Source organism: Saprospira grandis, from assembly GCF_027594745.1.
In the GTDB taxonomy this organism is placed as follows: Bacteria; Bacteroidota; Bacteroidia; order Chitinophagales; family Saprospiraceae; genus Saprospira; species Saprospira grandis.
On record NZ_CP110854.1, the window covers coordinates 2,414,693 to 2,432,483 of the forward strand.

At 48.2% G+C, this 17,791-nt stretch carries 11 protein-coding genes and 1 pseudogene; 10 read left to right on the forward strand and 2 right to left on the reverse strand.

The genetic code is table 11. The features are described from left to right. The first annotated feature begins 244 nt into the window (after positions 1-244). Positions 245-1,906 (forward strand): ABC transporter permease, encoded by a 1,662-nt coding sequence (locus OP864_RS09680; protein WP_270098000.1) that lies wholly within the window; start codon positions 245-247, stop codon positions 1,904-1,906. Between the two features lie 21 nt (positions 1,907-1,927). Next, positions 1,928-3,283 carry a zinc-binding metallopeptidase family protein gene (locus tag OP864_RS09685; RefSeq protein WP_270098001.1) on the forward strand — a complete coding sequence of 452 codons (1,356 nt, stop codon included), beginning with the start codon at positions 1,928-1,930 and terminating at the stop codon, positions 3,281-3,283. 160 nt (positions 3,284-3,443) lie between these two features. Here OP864_RS09685 and OP864_RS09690 read toward each other — a convergent pair whose 3' ends face one another. Further along, a complete protein-coding gene (locus OP864_RS09690; protein WP_015692764.1) occupies positions 3,444-3,617 on the reverse strand; it encodes a FeoB-associated Cys-rich membrane protein in 174 nt (57 codons plus the stop codon). 115 nt (positions 3,618-3,732) lie between these two features. Here OP864_RS09690 and OP864_RS09695 point away from each other — a divergent pair, with 115 nt between their 5' ends. From OP864_RS09695 to OP864_RS09710, 4 genes are all read left to right on the forward strand, one after another. After that, a complete protein-coding gene (locus OP864_RS09695) occupies positions 3,733-4,296 on the forward strand; it encodes a hypothetical protein (RefSeq protein WP_270098003.1) in 564 nt (187 codons plus the stop codon). Positions 4,297-4,568: 272 nt separating this feature from the next. Next, complete coding sequence (locus OP864_RS09700; protein ID WP_270098005.1) at positions 4,569-6,650, forward strand: hypothetical protein; 2,082 nt, start codon at positions 4,569-4,571, stop codon at positions 6,648-6,650. Positions 6,651-6,817: 167 nt separating this feature from the next. Further along, the gene (locus OP864_RS09705; RefSeq protein ID WP_270098006.1) at positions 6,818-7,495 is read left to right on the forward strand and encodes a leucine-rich repeat domain-containing protein; all 678 of its coding nucleotides are present in this window, start codon (positions 6,818-6,820) and stop codon (positions 7,493-7,495) included. A gap of 1 nt (position 7,496) precedes the next feature. Then, positions 7,497-8,258, forward strand: coding sequence for an HNH endonuclease (locus tag OP864_RS09710; protein WP_270098007.1), 762 nt, complete (start codon positions 7,497-7,499; stop codon positions 8,256-8,258). 297 nt (positions 8,259-8,555) lie between these two features. On the opposite strand, the gene OP864_RS09715 is transcribed toward OP864_RS09710, so the two are convergent. Next, positions 8,556-11,522, reverse strand: coding sequence for a M16 family metallopeptidase (locus OP864_RS09715; RefSeq protein WP_270098008.1), 2,967 nt, complete (start codon positions 11,520-11,522; stop codon positions 8,556-8,558). Between the two features lie 660 nt (positions 11,523-12,182). Between OP864_RS09715 and OP864_RS09720 the strand changes: the two genes are divergently transcribed. The 4 genes and pseudogenes from OP864_RS09720 to OP864_RS09740 all read left to right on the forward strand — a co-directional run bounded on the left by OP864_RS09720 (position 12,183) and on the right by OP864_RS09740 (position 17,763). After that, the gene (locus tag OP864_RS09720; RefSeq protein WP_270098009.1) at positions 12,183-14,084 is read left to right on the forward strand and encodes an OmpA family protein; all 1,902 of its coding nucleotides are present in this window, start codon (positions 12,183-12,185) and stop codon (positions 14,082-14,084) included. Positions 14,085-14,168: 84 nt separating this feature from the next. Further along, on the forward strand, positions 14,169-15,233 hold the full coding sequence (locus OP864_RS09725; protein WP_270098010.1) for a glycosyltransferase family 4 protein: 1,065 nt from the start codon (positions 14,169-14,171) through the stop codon (positions 15,231-15,233). A 325-nt stretch (positions 15,234-15,558) separates the two neighbouring features. Beyond that, positions 15,559-17,354, forward strand: a pseudogene (gene lepA / locus OP864_RS09735) (translation elongation factor 4). Between the two features lie 10 nt (positions 17,355-17,364). Beyond that, the gene (locus OP864_RS09740; RefSeq protein WP_270098013.1) at positions 17,365-17,763 is read left to right on the forward strand and encodes a (deoxy)nucleoside triphosphate pyrophosphohydrolase; all 399 of its coding nucleotides are present in this window, start codon (positions 17,365-17,367) and stop codon (positions 17,761-17,763) included. The last annotated feature ends 28 nt before the right edge of the window (positions 17,764-17,791 follow it).

The following is a 17,791-nucleotide window of genomic DNA, read 5'->3' on the forward strand; positions in this document are numbered from 1 at the left end:
CTGACTTTAGTAGAAAGTTGTATTTTTAGGCAGTACAGCCCTAAGCAGGGCGTTTTGGTCCAGAAGGGCGCGAAGCGCCCGCGGCTGAGGGATGGACAGCAGTGGCCCGAAGGGCCAGACCCAACAAAAAAGCGCAAAGCGCTTTTTTGTGCAGGGCCGAGCAGACCTGCGAGCTGCGACACAGCCCGACCCGCCCGCAGGGCGGGGCAGCCCCAAAAGAAAACATCAAAAAATATCCTTTTCCTTGAACATTGCCATATTTATCGCCCGTCGATTAGGGTTGGGGGCTGGCCCCTCTTTTTCAAAGACCATTATGCGCATCGCCATTTTGGCCATTGCCCTCTCGGTGACCGTCATGATTTTGGCCACTGCCATCGTGCGAGGCTTCAAAACGAGTATTTCAGAAAAAGTCTTTGGCTTTTGGGGGCATATTCATATTACGACTAGCAGCTCGCCCTCTAGCTATGCCTTTGAGGCCCAACCGATGAACAAAGACCAAATCTATTACCCCGATTTGGGGCAGCGGGGACCTATATATTATATAGAGCAGGCTAGCAATTGGCGGGGGGAGATCCAAGAAGAAGAACGGCAAACCCAAGGGGGGCTGCGACATATACAGGCCTTTGCCCAAAAAGAAGGCATCATTAAAACCGAGCAGCAAATTGAGGGAATCATCTTGCGTGGGGTGGGGGAGGACTACGACTGGAGCTTTCTGAAAAACTACCTCTTAGAAGGAGAATTGCTAGACCCCAAAAGCGAGGGAAATGCCAACCACATCCTTATTTCGGAGGTGACCGCTAGGCGGCTTAGCCTCAAAGTTGGCGATGATTTTCGGATTTACTTTGTACAAAATGGAAGTTCTCAGGCGCGCAAATATAAAATCAAAGGAATATTTAAGACGGGTTTAGAGGAATACGACCGCCGTTTTGCCTTGGTCGATCTGCGTCAAATTCAGAAGCTCAACAACTGGCGGCCCTACCGAAACTATGGGCCAGATCTAGAGCTGCATGAAGAAAACCTCTACCTCAAAGGCGTGACCAATGCTAGCTTTGCAGAAAGCCGAACCGCCATTCAGAACTACCTCAAAGCGGGGCAGATTCCAGACTTTTCAGACAGCAGTAGCCAGCTTGTAATTGTCTCCTCGGTTTTGGCGGGAGCCAGAGGCTGGTCCCTAGGCGATACCATTGGCTTAAAATACCTTGACTTTGGCGAGCAGAAATACGTCTATCGCTTTATCATTGGGGCCATTTATCAGGCCCCGGCCAATTTGCGTTGGGAGAAAACGATTTTTGTTCCTTGGCAGGCCCTGCAAGGCCCCAACTATTTGCTGAGCGAGCAGGTTTCTGGCTTTGAGGTCTTTGTTGAAAACATAGACGACCTTGATGCTTTTGGGGAGTATATCAACTACAACACCCTTATGGGCAAAGATCAGTTTGCCAATACCATTAAGGAAGTAGAGCCCAATATATTTGATTGGCTCAATTTGACCGATATGAACGAGCGCATTATCATTTTGCTCATGATTTTGGTTTCTATCATCAATATGACCACCTCCTTGATGATCCTTATTTTGGAGCGGACCAACATGATTGGTTTGCTCAAGGCTATGGGGGCCAGCAACTGGAGCATTCGGCAACTCTTCTTGTACAAGGCTGGCCAAATTATTATCTATGGCTTATTTTGGGGCAACCTCTTGGGCATTGGTCTTTGCTACTTGCAGCAAAGCTTTGGCCTAATTCGCTTGCCCGAAGACCTTTATTATGTATCGGTGGCTCCGGTCCAATTAGAATTTTGGCCTATTTTTCTGCTCAATTTAGGGACCTTGTTGCTTACCTTATTGGTCTTGATTATTCCCTCTTGGTTGGTGGCGACTATTGCCCCTCTCAAGGCCATCCGCTTTAAGTAGCGCCCAAAAAACAGACGACCTATGCGAAAACTACTGCTGCTTTTGTTGGCTTTTATGGCCAGTATCTTTTTCCTCCTTCTATTATTTAATACCCTAAGTTGGCGGTCTATGCAGCCCGCTCCTCCCGTTCCGGAAAAGGCCGCCTTTTCATTAAAAAAGGCGGCCAAGCGGTTGAGTTTGGCCATCAAGCGGCCTTCGCCCAAGCAGCAGCAACTGGACAGTCTAAGCTGGGAGGCTTTTCTGCGCCGCTATTATCCTAGTTTGCTTAAGCACCCCAATACCGAGCTCATTGTTTTGGGCGAAAACCTTACAATTTTGCATTGGAAGGGCCGAGACCTGCGGCTATTGCCCTTTTTGGCGATCAGTTATATACAATTTAAAGAGCCCGAGCTAGATAACTTGCCGGCTTGGACCCATGGCCCTTACTCTGGGGAGCAACAAGATGCTTTTATTTGGGGATTGGGCAGTCAAAGAGGCATGGCCAACGCCATAGCTTATTTAGAGGTCTTTCAGCAGAAGCTAGCCGAAAACAGCTGGCCCGAACGCAGCTTTTACTTGCTTATGGGCCCCAAAGATCGGGCTTCTGCCCAGCGAGCGGCCCGCTACTTCAAGCGCAAAGGGCTTCGTTTTGAGCTGGCTTTAGGTCCAGAATCTGATATTTATACAGAAAACGAACTGGGCATTGCGGCTCCTATTGCGGCCTTGGCCATTGGAGAAGTACAAACCCTAGAAACCAAGATTTGGCAGGCCGATGAAAGTCAATTGAAGGCCGCCTTACATTACCTAGAGGGGCAAACTTACGACTGGAGCCAGGAGCAGGCCGCCTATCAGGCTATTTATCCCTATTTAGGGCTAGAGTTGCCTTTTGTCAAGCGTTTCCTTTGGGCCAATCGCTTCTATTTGGGCGATTGGAGCAGCAGTAGTTTGGGGCAAGGCCCCATATTATCGGCCTGGAAGAATGAGGTCTCCATTAAGGAGGAAGAAGCGGGTTATTTGCGCCTGCAACAGCCCTTGGCCCCGCATTATCAGGCTGCTGATTTTAGCGAACTTGAACAATATGTCGATTCAGTTAAGCATAAAAGTTGGGGCGATAGTACGCTCAGCCTTACGCAAGGTTTTGCCTATGAGCTACTACAGACGCATGTCCGCCAAATTTTTCCCAAGACCTTAGTCTTACCCACTGTTTTGCCCAAAACAAGCTGCTACCGGGCTAGCTTACAGCCTTTTTGCGAGCAATATTATCATTTTTCGCCTTGGCGCTTTGATGCGGCAGAGCGTTTGCGCTTGTCTAAGCAAGAAGATGAGCGTTTGGGCCTAGACAACTTCATGCGGGGCCTACAATTCTACGAACAACTACTCGAAAGGCTGTTATTTTAATAGGGATTTGGGGCCCGCGGCCAGCTAGGCTTTGCCTAGCTTGGCCGCCGCTATGCTGCGGGGCTCGCAGGTCTGCTCGGCCCTGCGGCGGCTTTGCCGCCTTGGTCTGGCGCTATGCGCCACCCCTCCGCAGCGCTGGGCCGAGGGCCTTGGCTAAGGCTTAGGCCTTCATTTCTCTTTCGGCCTTTTCGGTCAGGGCCTGCCAATCTACCTGAGAGCAGTCGCTACAGCCGCCGGCACAGCCAGGCGCCTTCTGTTTGGGCCAAAAATGCCAAACTAAATAGGCTAAGGCCAAAAGGCCAATGGCCCAAACAATATAATCTTGTATTCCCATACACTAAATTTTTTATAGAACCCTTAAAAAAAGAGAGGGGGTTGTAAAATCCTGTCTATCCTCTTAACTTAAAGGGCGCAAAACCGTTTAAGGTAGACGCTAAAACTGCTATTTTATGTTGAAATCCCTATTGAGTTTGCTCTTTCTGGTCCTTCCTTTTTTGGGGCTATGGGCCCAAGATGCTCCCCAAGACTTTATCATTACGACTAGCTATGACACCCTCTACGGCAAAGTTATGGGGGGCTTCACCCCAGGCAAAAGCTCGGTCATGGTCAAATTTAAAGAAGCCGAAACTGGCGAAACTAAAGTCTATAAGGCCAAAGATATTAAATCTTGGCATGCCGCAGGGGCTCCCTACTACTTTGAGTCTAAGGTCTATCATCCTAAGGGGCGGCATAAGCTGGATATGGGCTATGCCGTCTTTATGCGTCGTCTCAATCCGGGCAAGGTCAAAGTAAAGCTCTATGAATATTATAATACTGAGGGCTCTATTGGCTACACCCAAACCTATTTAGAGCGCAAGGGGGAAATGGAAGAAGTGGTTTTTCGCCGTTTTCGCAAACAACTGGCCGCCTATTTGGCCGATCAGCCAGAAATTGTGGCCAAAATTCAGCAAAAGGAATACAAAAAGCGAGACCTTGAGCGCCTCATTGCCGATTATAATCAAGCGGCTAAATAGTAGGCCCGAAGGGCCGTCGGCCACAACAAGCCCTTTAGGGTGCAGTTCGACGACCATCGGGAGTAACCGATGTGAAGGGGTGGCCCAAAGGGCCAGACCCAGCGGGCAAAGCCCGCGCAGGGCCGAGCGAATAGCGAGCCCCGAAACGACAACAAGCCCTTTAGGGCGCAGTTCGACGACCATTGGGAGTAACCGCCCGCAGCTTGCTGCGGGAGGCCCCAAGAGATACAAAAGTATCTACTTGCCTAGCTTCACTTAAAATATAGAACACTGTGAATATTGTTTTTCAATATCCGACCTACTTTATCCTATTTTGTTTGCTCACGGCTGCGGCTTATGCTGCGGCCTTGTACCTCAAAGACCGTCGATTTGGAGAGGCGACTCGCTGGCTCAATCCGCTCTTGATGGGACTGCGGTTTTTGGCCGTTTTCATTATCTGTTTGTTGCTCTTAGAACCCGTCATGCGAAACCGAGTTGTAGAGCAAAAGAAACCCATTGTGGTATTGGCCCAAGATCAGTCTAGCTCTTTGGCCGATGAGGTAGATTCGGCAAAATATGCCGCCCAAATCCGTGCCTTGCAAGAAAAATTGGGCGCCGATTATGAGCTGGAGACCTACGCCTTTGGGCAGGAGGTGCGGCCGGGTATTGATTTTAAATTTACGGACCCCAGTAGTAACCTATCGGCCCTGATGCAGGAGCTTTCTGCCCTTTACGGCAATCAGGATTTGGCCACGGTTATTCTCGCTTCGGATGGAATTTACAACCAAGGCAACAACCCCATTTATGCTGCGGGCCAACTCAATACGCCCATCTATACCATTGCTTTGGGCGATAGTTTGCCTAAAAAAGACCTTTACATCAAGGAGGTCTATAATAACCAAATTGCTTATTTGGGCGATAAATTTAGTGTGCAACTAGATGTGGCGGCCAATAACTGTGCGGGCCAACTAAGCCGTTTAGAATTGCGGCAGGGCCAAAGGGTCTTGTATCAAGAGAGCATTAACATTAAGGAAAAAGACTTTTTCCAGACCATTGAGTTTGAGCTGCCTGCCGACAAAGTGGGCCTACAAAGTTATGAGCTGAGTTTGAGTCCGGTAGAAGGGGAGTATAGCAAAAGTAACAACAGCAAGAAAATTTATATCGAGGTCTTGGATGCTCGTCAAAAGATCTTATTGTTGGCTCATTCTCCGCATCCCGATTTGGGGGCTTTTCGTCGGGTAGTAGAGGGCAATAAAAACTATGAGTTAGAGCTGGCTTATCCCAAGGATTTCAAGGGGCAGCTCAAGGATTATGATTTGGTCCTTTTGCATCAGTTGCCCTCGGCGGTTTATCCTATTACGGCTCAGCTCAATGCCCTAAAAAAAGACAAGATTCCCCATGCTTTTGTCGTGGGGGCACAAACCGATCTGGCGGCTTATAATCAGGCCCAGAACCTACTCAGTATCCGCGCTTTGGGCAATGGACAAGCCAATGAGGTAACGCCTATTGCAGCGCCCAACTTTAGGGCGTTCACCCTCAATGAGAAATGGGCCGATATTGGGGCGCAACTGCCGCCTATGCAGGCCCCCTTTGGCGAATTTACCGCCCGTGGCGATGCCGATATTTTGTTCAAGCAACGAGTGGGTAGTGTCAGCACAGATTATCCGCTCTTGCTCGTTGGCGAGGAGGGCAATCTGCGGCAGGGCGTTTTGGCCGCCGAAGGCCTCTGGAAGTGGCGCATCTTTGATTATGTGCAGCACAAAAACTTTGATCTCTTTGATGAGCTGATTAGTCAAACGATTCAGTATCTCAGCGTCAAGGCCGACAAGCGTCGTTTTCGGGCCATGGCTACCCAAAGCGTTTATGGCGAAAATGAGCGCATCCGCTTTGCCGCCGAGCTCTATAATAGCAGCTATGAGCGGGTCAATGAACCCGATGCCTTTCTAAATATTTATGATGAGGAGGGCAAGGAATTTAACTTCACCTTGGCCAAAAATGAGAAGGAGGCCTATGCCCTAGATGCGGGTATTTTTCCCGAGGGCAACTACCGCTTCAAGGCCAAGACTAGCTACAATGGCGAGTCCTTCACAGCCGAGGGGCAATTTAGTGTGCAGGCCTTGCAGCTAGAGCGCTTCGAGACCCAGGCCCGGCATGACTTGCTTTATGCCATGAGTGAGCAAACGGGTGGCAAGCTCTATTTTAGCGATCAGTTGGACCAACTTGCGGCCGAAATTGACCAAAAGGGCCTCGCCAAACCCGTCCTATTTGATAGCCTAAAAACGCAGGGCCTCATCCACCTCAAATGGATCTTTTTCTTGATCCTCGGCCTTTTGAGCTTAGAGTGGTTCTTGCGTCGCTATCACGGTGGCTATTAGAAAAATGATTTGGGGCTGCCCCGCCCTGCGGGCGGGTCGGGCCATTGCGCAGCTCGCAGGTTTGCTCGGCCCATCGGCGCAAGCGCCTCGGTCTGCCGCCTTCGGCGGCCCTGCTACAGCCCCTCAGCCTGCGGGCCTTCGGCCCTGTAGGACGCAGAAAAAGAAGTATGTCAGCAATAGATAAACTCTTACAGTTATTTAGTAGTCCTTTGCCCAGCAACTGGGACTTGGGCCTGCAATTGGCGCAGGCCAATGCGATTTCTTTGGAGCCCTTGGCCCAGGGAATTAAGCAGTTATTGGCCCTAGGCGAGAGCCGTCCCAACCTACAGCAATGGGAGGGAGCTAGTTTTGAGCAACTGCTTCCAGCTTGTCGGCAAATATATGCCATGAGTATAGAAGAAGAGGAATTGCTAGCATTGCCTGCGGTCATTGCCATTTTTCAGCGTTTGGGGATTTTGGAGTTGCATGCTTTGGGCTTGCAAACTTTGCCCGAAAGTCTGGGCCAGCTTCAGGCCTTGCGCAGTTTGGGCCTAAAAAACAATCAGTTGCAGCAGCTGCCCCAAAGTATGGGAGAGCTCAAGGGATTAAAAACGCTTTTGTTGCCCAACAATCAATTGCGGGAGCTACCAGAGAGCATGCGTTATATGTCAGCGCTACAAACCCTAGACCTAGCGGAAAACCCCTATCTCCTAGAACTACCCACTTGGCTAGCCGAGCTCCCCAATTTAAAAACCTTGGCCTTAGACCCCAGCGTCTTTGCCTACCAACTACCTGCTAATTTGGCCCATTTGCCAGCTCGGGTAGGGCTGCGTTGGGGGCGCTTGAGCTCTAAATTTGAGTTTTAGTATGCAAGAGAAAAGACGTAAATGGAGTAGAGAAGAAACTATAATTGCTTTCTATTATTATTGCCAAATTCCTTTTGCTAAGATTGTAGATAAGCATCCTTTGGTCCAAGAGTGTGCAAGCTTAATTGGCCGTAAACCTTCTGCGGTAAAAATGAAGCTGGGCAACTTTGGTCGTTTAGATCCTGCCCTAAAAGCGCAGGGAATTAGTGGGTTGAAGAATGGGGCTAAATTGGAGCTAGAGATTTGGAATGCCTTTCAGGAAAACTGGGAGGAGATGATGGCCCAGACCGATGAGCTTTTAAGTCAGCAGACTGTTGTAACTAGGCCACTTCAGCAAGACCTTTCTTCTGAGTTTGGGGAGGATGTTTGGGGGCGACAAAAGCAAAGGCGAAAACAGGGGATATTCCGAAAGATGGTACTGAGCAATTATAATTACCGTTGTTGTTTGACGGGTCTATCTCAATTAGAATTATTGGTCGCTAGTCATATTGTTCCTTGGGCTAGGGCCAAAAAAGAGCGACTCAATCCACAAAATGGATTATGTTTGAATAGCTTGCATGATAAAGCTTTTGATCGTGGCTTGATTAGCTTTGATGAAAATTATTGCTTGTTGTTATCTGAAGAACTGGAGCGGGAACAAGGCAGTTTATGGGCCAAACAATTTTTCCTACCTTATAAAGAAAAGCGTCTAATCTTACCCAATCGCTTTTTGCCCAATCCTGATTTTTTAGCTATACACCGAAGAGATATCTTTAAGGGATAAAAAAAGCCCCCAGTTTTGCATTTGCAAAACTGGGGGCTAGCTTTTGGGGCCAGACCTAGGCTAGAATAGGCCCGAAGGGCCGTCGGCCACAACAAGCCCTTTAGGGCGCAGTTCGACGACCAAAGGGAGTAACCGATGCGGCGGGCTGGCCGTCAGGCCAGACCGAGCCAGCTTGCTGGCGCAGGGCCGAGCAGACCTGCGAGCCCCAAAGCGACAACAAGGACTTTAGTCCGCAGTTCGACGACCAAAGGGAGTAACCGCCGCAAGGCGAAGCCGCAGCGGAGGCCCCAAAACAGCTTAATAACCAAATACCTGATCTACAGAGAGCTCTTTATAATCGCCCAAAGATTTGAGGTAATCGGTATCCATACGGCTCTTATCGCCAAGGACCAAAATTGTGTATTTGCGGTCTTTGATCTTGTTTTCATGGAATTTATTGAAGGCCTCTACACCGCCTTTGCCCTCTACATTGAGGCCAGAGAAGAACTCATAGCGGTCTTTGCGGAGATCTTGGGTGTAGCCGCGCTTTTTGTTGCTGCGGTAGGTCCAATAAACATCAGAACCCTTGAGGCGGTCAGCTTCTAGCTTTTTGAGGATGGCCCCAATCGCATTGTTGAGCTGGTCCTCTACCAGAGGCACTTCCTCGATAATGCCTTTCATGGCCGGAATCGCCTGCTTGATCTTATCTGATTGAGTACCTACAAAGGCACGGAAATAATGCGAATCATCGGCACGAACGGGCGAGCTGTTGAAGGCATAAGCAGAATAGGCCAAAGCGCGCTTTTCACGGATTTCTTGGAAAACAATAGAAGACAAACCTGCACCAAAGTACTCATTGTAGAGCTGCGACATGATGTTTTCTTCTAGATTGAAGCCTTCGGTTCCCTTAGAAACCATCATGATTTCGGCCTGAGGCATGCCCGCAAAAGGAACGAAAACCACCTGGTCTTTTTCGGTGGCTAGCTCCTTAAAGTCGGGACGTTTGGGACAAGGAAGCAATTGATCGGCAATTTTATGCTCCATTTCCAAAACTTTGGCAATATCTGCCTGCTCCTGGCTACCATAATAAAATACAGAATGCTCGTATTGGGTCAAGCTCTTGATTTTGTCCACCAATTGCTCGGCAGTCAAGGCATCCATTTCCTCAAAGCTCAAGATGTCTCTAAAGGGCGATTTTTCGCCATAGCGAGCATAGTTAAACATGGCATTGTTGAGGATCTGACGCTTGTCCTTTTTGGCATCTAGGCGGTCCTTTTTAATTTGGGCCACTAGATTCTTAAGGGCTTCCTCATTGGGGTTGGCATGGGCCAAAATGTGCTCAAAGAGGGCTACACCTTCTTGGAAAGAGCGATCGAGGCCGCGAAGGGTCACATAGCTAACATCTCCACTGGTGTATACATCGAAGCTGAGGCCCAACTTGAAGAACTCTTGTTGCAGTTGCTCTGGGCTGTACTTATCGGTGCCCAAGAAGGGAAGATAACGAACGGCAATAGGCAAGACCTTATCATTTTGTGAGCCCATTTCAAGGATGTAGTAAAGGCTAAAGGTCTCGTTGGTCTTGTTCTGTACATAGTCAAAAGGAAGCTTGCCTTTGAGTTGGCTCTGTTGAATCGCTTCTTTGAAATCGACAAACTGAGGGCTGAGGTTTTGGCTAGGCATTTCCTCAAAAGCTTGGCGGAAAGTAGAAAGCGTATCTTTAGCGGGCTCTACGGCGGTAATGCTGGGCTTGTCTACCTTAGCAATATTGTTGTCTTTGCCTTCTCTTTTGAAAACCACTACCCCATTATCTTCGCCCATATAGGTTTTGGCAAAGTCGGTAATTTGCTGCTTGCTAAATTTGCGCATGCGAGCAAACTTTTTGCTTACTTTGGCCCAATCCTGATTGCTAATAAAGGCATCGAGCATTTGGCCAGCACGGCCACGGTTGCTTTCCAATGACTTTTGGTAGCGATACTCCATATCATTGATTACCGCTTCAATCATCCAGTCTTCAAATTCGCCAGCTTTGAGCTTGCGAACCTGTTCCAAGACCAACTCCTTAGCTTCTTCTAGGCTTTGGCCAGGTTTGGGGTAGGCATAAATACCCAAGAAAGAATAATCGTTGGCGGTCCAGCAAAAGGCCATGCTATTGCTTCCTACGGCTTGTTTTTGGACCAAGTTAAGGTCAATCAAACCGGCTTTGCCATTTGACAAAATGCCCATAGCAATATCTGCGATTAGGGCCTCATCTGTACCTGCGCCAGGAGCCACCCAACCCATATCGAGAACAGCGGCTTCTTGGCCAACTACCTCTTTAACGATCATTTCTTTGCGCTCGGGCAAAGGCTTTTTCTCAAATTGGGGAACCTCTTTGCTTTCATAGCCCCCAAAGTATTTTTCAATCAGTTCTACGGTTTGGTCGGGATCAAAGTCTCCAGCCAAAACGATGGCCATATTGTTAGGCACATAGTAGGTGTTAAAGAACTCATGGATCTTAACCATAGAGGGACGCTTGAGGTGCTCGCTGGTCCCAATAGTCGTTTGTGTGCCATAAGGGTGGTTGGGGAGTAGGCCCGACATAAAGGCCTGGAAAACCTTGCGGCCATCATTGCTCTGCCCAATATTAAACTCTTCATAAACGGCTTCTAGCTCGGTATGAAATAGACGAAGAACCAATTCGCCAAAGCGCTCTGACTCTACTTTCATCCAACGCTCTAGTTCGTTAGATGGAATATCATTCACATAAACGGTTTGGTCCAAAGAGGTGTAGGCATTGGTCCCTTTGGCGCCCAACTGCGAAATCATTTTGTCATACTCATTGGCGGCAACCAATTTGGCGGCCTCAAATGAGATGCTATCAATCTTTTTATAGATGGCTTTGCGGGCTTCTGGATCGGCCTTGAAATGCTCTTCATAAAGGGCCGAAATTTGGTCCAACATGGGTTTTTCTTTCTCCCAATTTAAGGCTCCAATTTTAGAGCTGCCCTTAAAGAGCATATGCTCTAGGTAGTGGGCCAAACCCGTTGCATCGGCAGGGTCATTTTTAGAACCTGCACGAGTGGCAATATAAGTTTGGATACGTGGCTCGTCTTTATTGACGCTCATATAGACCTTCAGGCCATTTTTGAGGGTATAGATTTTGGTCCCCAAAGGGTCATTCTCTACCGTTTCGTATTGATACTTTGTCATTTCTTTTTCTTCTGTCTTTTTTTCTGATGGACTACAACTCCAACTCAGACAACATAAACTGAGTAGGCAGCTAAAGATGCTAATTTTTGAGGACATAGGCTAGTCTAATTCTATGGGTAAAATAATAGTATTCACTTTTCTACTAGCTAAAGATACAAATATCTCTAAGGCTCTTTAGGTCCTTGTTCTTTTATTAGATCAATTATAGATTTTATTGGATGAGAAGGGGCCTCCCACCTTCGGCGGGCGCTACGCTTTGGGGCTCGCAGGTCTGCTCGGCCCTTCGCTTTTTCGCTTTGCTCAAAAGCTCGGTCTGGCCTGCGGCCACCCCGCCGCATCGCTAGGCCAGATTAGCTTGGCGGCATGAGGATAATCTAACTGGAAAAGCCATTTTAGCTCTTCAGAACAGCATAAAAGGAGGGCCGAAGAATGAACTTAAGCTGAAAAACAAAAGATGAGCAGGCCCAGCGCTGCGGAGGGGTGGCCGAAGGCCAGACCAAAGCCGCCGCAGGCGGCTGCAGGGCCGAACAGACCTGTGAGCCCCGCAGCATAGCGGCGGCCGCCCTAGGCGGCCGCGGGCCCCAAAAAAACAAGAAAAGACAAAGGACTTAGGGCCTTGAAAAGGAGTCCTTCAGCGCTTTGGAAAATGTAAAAAAGGAGCTGCGAGTCCGCAAATCCGCAAAAAGCTTTGTATCTTCGAACCTTGGGAGAGGGACGCCTCTTCAAACCTTAAAAAGTATAGCTATACCTATTCTTATGAAACAGTTTTCTTATTTGTTGTTGTTGGCCCTGTTGGTCTACAATGGCAGCAACTTGCAAGCACAGTCTGCTCGAAATCCTTGGGGCCTTGGTATTTATCCGGGGGCCTATAGTTTTTATGCCCTAGAAGGAACCGATCTTTTTGCCCCCGAAAAGTATGGGACGGGCGTAGAGCTCTCTTTGATGCGCCGTATTGGTAGTTACTTTGACCTAGGCGTAGAGACTAATTTTGCTCGTTTGGCTCATCCGCTAGATTCTGCCTCGGCTTTGGCCGCAGATCAGGGAAATTATGGCAACCGCAGCAACTTTTTGTCGGGCCAAATGGCCTTGCGTTTCCGTTTAGATGGCGGAGGCATTATGGATAAAAACTCGGCTTTTGTGCCCTTCTTTAAAGTGGGTGTTGGCGGAAGCAGCTATGGTGATTTTGCCAATTGGAGCCTGTACGTGCCGGTTGGTCTGGGCTTTCATTATCATTTGCCCAAAACACCCCTAACGATTACGGCCCAATCGAATTACAATCCGCATTTTCTCTTGCCTGATGGCCAAGAAATGATTGGTGTTTTGCACCATTCTATTGGTTTGACCGTGCAGTTGGGCAAAACCCAAAAGAAAACGGATAATACAGAATTTATTGAGCTAGCCAAGCAGGAGGGACCCAAAGCACCCGACCGCGATTATGATGGCGTGCCCGATGAAAATGACCTTTGCCCCGATATTTATGGCTCTCAAAAAACAATGGGCTGCCCCGATAGCGATGGCGATGGCATCAAGGATATTGATGATAAATGTCCACAACAAGCAGGTTTTGCTAACCTAGAAGGTTGTGCAGATAGTGATTATGATGGCATTATTGACCCAGAAGATGATTGCCCAGATATCTATTCTGAAAATGAAAATGGTTGCCCCGATGGTATGGGCGGCGGCGAGGATGCCGATGCCGATGGCATTGCTGATGCGGATGATCTTTGCCCCAATGAGGCCGGCTCATTTACAGCCAATGGCTGCCCCGATGCCGATGGCGATGGCGTACAAGATGCCCTAGATATGTGCCCCGATTATTATGGCACCGATGAGTATGCAGGTTGCCCCATGCCCAAGGACCAATTGGATAGCCTCAAGGCTTTGGTGGATGCAGTACGCACGCAAAGCGACTTCAATGAGAAAGGCTATACCACCACCAATGGCGGTAAAACCATCCAAGATAAGTTTGGCAATGTTCTAGAAATTGATGTAGATGGAAACATCATGAATGCCAAAACAGAAGAAAAATTGACCACTACAGGCGGCTACCGCCTAGAAAAAGGCCAAATCCTCAATGAGAATGATGAAGTCATGAACATTGGCGATGATGGCTTCCTTTATGCCAATGGACAAAAAGTAGATACCGAAAATAACCTTTGGGCTTGGGGCTCTAATCCCGACCCTTCTGGTGCACGCACAGGAGGTATCAGCCTGGGTAATCCCGTTTCTGATAAGTTTGCCAATAGCAACCTTACGGGTTATGCGCCAGTCAAGCAACTAAGCCCTCAAGAAGCGGCCTACTGCCAGCAATTGGACCTCAGCGAGCTTCGGGCCGCTATCTATTTTGATTATGATGCTGGCCAAGCCGATGCCAACTCACTTCGCGCCCTCAACCGCATTGTAGAAGCCATGCGCCGCTGCGCCATTTTGGAACTACAGGTGGCTGGCCATGCCGATGCCGATGGTTCAGAGGTCTATAACCTAGAGCTTTCTGAACGCCGGGCAAAATCTATCCTCCGCTACATTAGTGGTGCAGGGGTAGATGATCGCCGCCTCAAGTTCAATGCTTATGGAGAGCGCTACCCCATTGCCCCCAATGTAGAGGGCAGCAAATCTAAAAACCGCCGCGCAGAAATTCGCGTACAGAGAGCCTACTAAAATGGCCTTCTATAGATAAAAGAACAAAGCAGAAGCATCTCCCTTGCGGGCGCTTCTGCTTTTTTTTGGACCAACCAACGACTTATGTTTGACCTCATCCCGAGCTTCATTACGGCCTTTATTATTACCTTTTTTGCCATCCCTTCTATTATTAAAGTGGCCATAGAAAAGAATCTTTGCGATGAACCTGGCGAACGCCGTTCGCACAGCCGAAGCATTCCTACCCTTGGGGGCTTGGGCATTTTTGCAGGCCTCATTTTTTCAATTACTTTCTGGATCCCCTTTGATAGTGCCGCTTATCCGGCCCACCGCTACGTACAATATGTCCTTTGCGCCTATATCATCATTTTCCTGATTGGGGCCAAGGATGATATTATCCCGCTCAGCCCCGTCAAAAAGTTTTTGGGCCAAATTGTGGCCGCCTGTATTTTGGTTTTCAAGGCAGGCATTTATCTCAGCAGTCTTTATGGTATTTTTGGGATCAATGATATTCCCTATGCCTTGGCGGCCCCGCTTTCGGTCTTCAGTATGCTGGTCATTATCAATGCCCTCAATCTCATTGATGGCATCAATGGTTTGGCCGCCACGATTGGCATCATTTGCTGCGGAGCCCTGGGCCTTTGGTTCTATCAGTTTGGCCGACTCGATTTGGCCATTTTGGCCTTTGCTATGCTGGGCTCATTGGCCGCTTTCCTTTATTATAATGCTAGTCCCGCCGAGATTTTTATGGGCGATACGGGCTCGCTTTTGCTGGGCCTCACCCTCTCTGTTTTGGCCATTTCTTTTATCGAAAGCAATAAGTTGCCGCATGAGCATTATTATGTAGAATCGGTGCCAGCCGTAGCTATCGCCATCCTGATTATCCCCCTCTTTGATACCCTCAGGGTCTTTAGCCTTAGAGCCATGCGCGGCAAATCGCCCTTCCAACCCGATCGCACGCATATTCATCATATTCTCATCGATCTGGGCTGTAGCCATATGCAAGCCACCGCCATTTTGGCCTTCATCAACCTGCTTTTTATTGGCATTGCCTTTCAATTGCAGTTTTTGGGCAGCCTAGAGCTCCTTTTAGTCTTGCTATTGATTGCCGTTTTACTCACTAGCTTTTCCTTTTATCTGATCAATCGCAAGCAAAAAAAGCAGCTCTAAAGGTATAAATTTAGTAGTTTTTGGGGCCTCCGCTGCGGCTTCGCCTTGCGGCGCTACGCTTTGGGGCTCGCTATTCGCTCGGCCCTTCGCCAGCAAGCTGGCTCGGTCTGGCCTTCGGCCACCCCGCCGCATCGCTAGGCCTGCGGCCCTTCGGGCCTGCAAAGCGCAGAAGGGCCAGAATAGCCGAATTCTAGCAATTTCAAGACTAAAATTCTTCAATGCCATAGTTTTCCCCTATTTTTGTAGACCAACACCTTTTGATGATTTTCATTAAAAAAACGGCCCTATTTGCCCGTTTTTTCCATTTTGAGACTAAGTAGATTACATGAAAAATATTCGCAATTTCTGCATTATTGCCCATATCGACCACGGAAAAAGTACCTTGGCCGACCGTATGCTCGAGATGACCAACGCCATCTCTGAACGTGAAATGCAAAGCCAAGCCAAGCCCTAGATGATATGGACCTCGAAAGAGAAAGAGGGATTACCATTAAGGCGCACGCTATCCAAATTCAACATGAACATGAGGGAGAAACCTATATCTTCAACCTCATCGATACCCCCGGCCACGTAGATTTCTCTTATGAGGTTTCTCGCTCTATTGCCGCCTGTGAAGGAGCTCTCCTTTTGGTCGATGCTACCCAGGGCGTACAGGCCCAAACTATTTCTAACCTCTATTTGGCCATTGAGCACGACCTAGAAATTATTCCGGTCCTCAACAAAATTGATATGCCCTCGGCTATGGTCGAAGAAGTATCAGAAGAGGTCATTGATTTGCTTGGCTGCGATCCCGATGATATTTTGACCGCCAGTGGTAAAACTGGAGAAGGCGTAGACAAAATCTTCGAGGCAATTATCAATCGGATTCCCGCCCCCGAAGGCGATACCGAAGCTCCACTACAAGCCATGATTTTCGATTCTGTCTTTGATAAGTACCGAGGCGTTATTGCGTATTTCCGCATTTTCAATGGCAAGATTCGCAAAAATGATATGGTGCAGTTCTTTAGCAATAAAAAGAACTTGCAAGCCAATGAAATCGGCGTACTCAAAATGATCCAACAGCCCGAAAAAGAGCTATCTGCAGGGGCGGTAGGCTATGTAATTACAGGAACTAAAGATTCTAGTGATATCAAAGTGGGGGATACGCTCACTTTGCGAGAAAATCCCACCCCCACTCCTGTAAAGGGGTTTGAGGAAGTAAAACCTATGGTTTTTGCGGGTATTTTCCCTATTGATAATGACGATTTTGAGGACCTCCGCGATGCCCTCGAAAAACTACAGCTCAATGATGCTTCTCTCATCTTTGCTCCCGAAACTTCAGCCGCATTGGGCTTTGGTTTCCGCTGTGGTTTCTTAGGTATGCTGCATTTGGAGATTATCCAAGAGCGCTTGGAGCGAGAGTTTGACCAAAACGTTATTACCACCGTACCCAACGTAGGTTATTTTGCCTACAACAAAAAAGGGGAGGAGATTATCGTGAATAACCCTTCCGAATTACCTGATCCCACAATTTTGGACCGAGTAGAAGAGCCTTATATCCAAGCTCAAATTATTACTTCTCCAGATTATATTGGACCAATCATGGGCCTTTGTATGGAGAAGCGAGGTATGGTTAAAAATCAGGTCTATCTTACCACCAACCGCGTAGAACTCACCTTTGAATTGCCCTTGGCAGAAATCGTTTTTGATTTCTACGATAAGCTAAAAACAATTTCTAGAGGATATGCCTCTTTTGATTATACGCCCATTGATTATCGAGCTTCTGATTTGGTCAAACTCGATATCGAACTCAACAGCGAGGCCGTAGATGCCTTCTCTAGCTTAATTCACCGAGATAAGGCTGCTGCTTTTGGTCGCCGCCTTTGTAAGCGCCTCAAAGAGATTTTGCCCAGACAGCAGTTCCAGATTGCCATTCAGGCAGCTATTGGGGCCAAAATTGTCGCTCGAGAAACTATTTCGGCCCTCCGTAAGGATGTAACCGCAAAATGTTATGGTGGAGATATTAGCCGTAAGCGTAAACTCCTCGAAAAGCAGAAGGCGGGTAAAAAGCGCATGAGAGAGGTGGGGAATGTTCAGGTTCCACAAAAGGCCTTCCTCGACGTCCTCAAATTAGGAGATTAAGCCTAAGTTTATGAAAATCATCACAGTTGTGGCGGCCATCTGGCAAAGAGCAGATGGCCGCTTTTTTTTAGCCCAACGAGCTGCGGGCCAATCATTTGCTGGCCAATGGGAGTTTCCAGGCGGAAAGCTAGAGGCCCAAGAAACAGAGCCCCAGGCTTTGGCCCGAGAAATGGAGGAGGAGTTTGGCGTTCGGGCCAAAATTGGTCCCTTCTTTATGGAAAGTCTACACCCCTATAAGCCCCAAAAAATAATTCGTTTGCGGGCCTATTGGCTCGCTTCGGTTCAGGGCGAACCCCAGGCTTTGGAGCATGCTCAACTGGCTTGGGTTTTGCCCCAAGAGCTATTAAATTACGCACTTTCTCAGGCCGATATTCCCATTGCCAAGGCCTTGTTGAAGCAGTTGGATTAAGGAGTCCTCCCTTTAAAAATCTTTATAC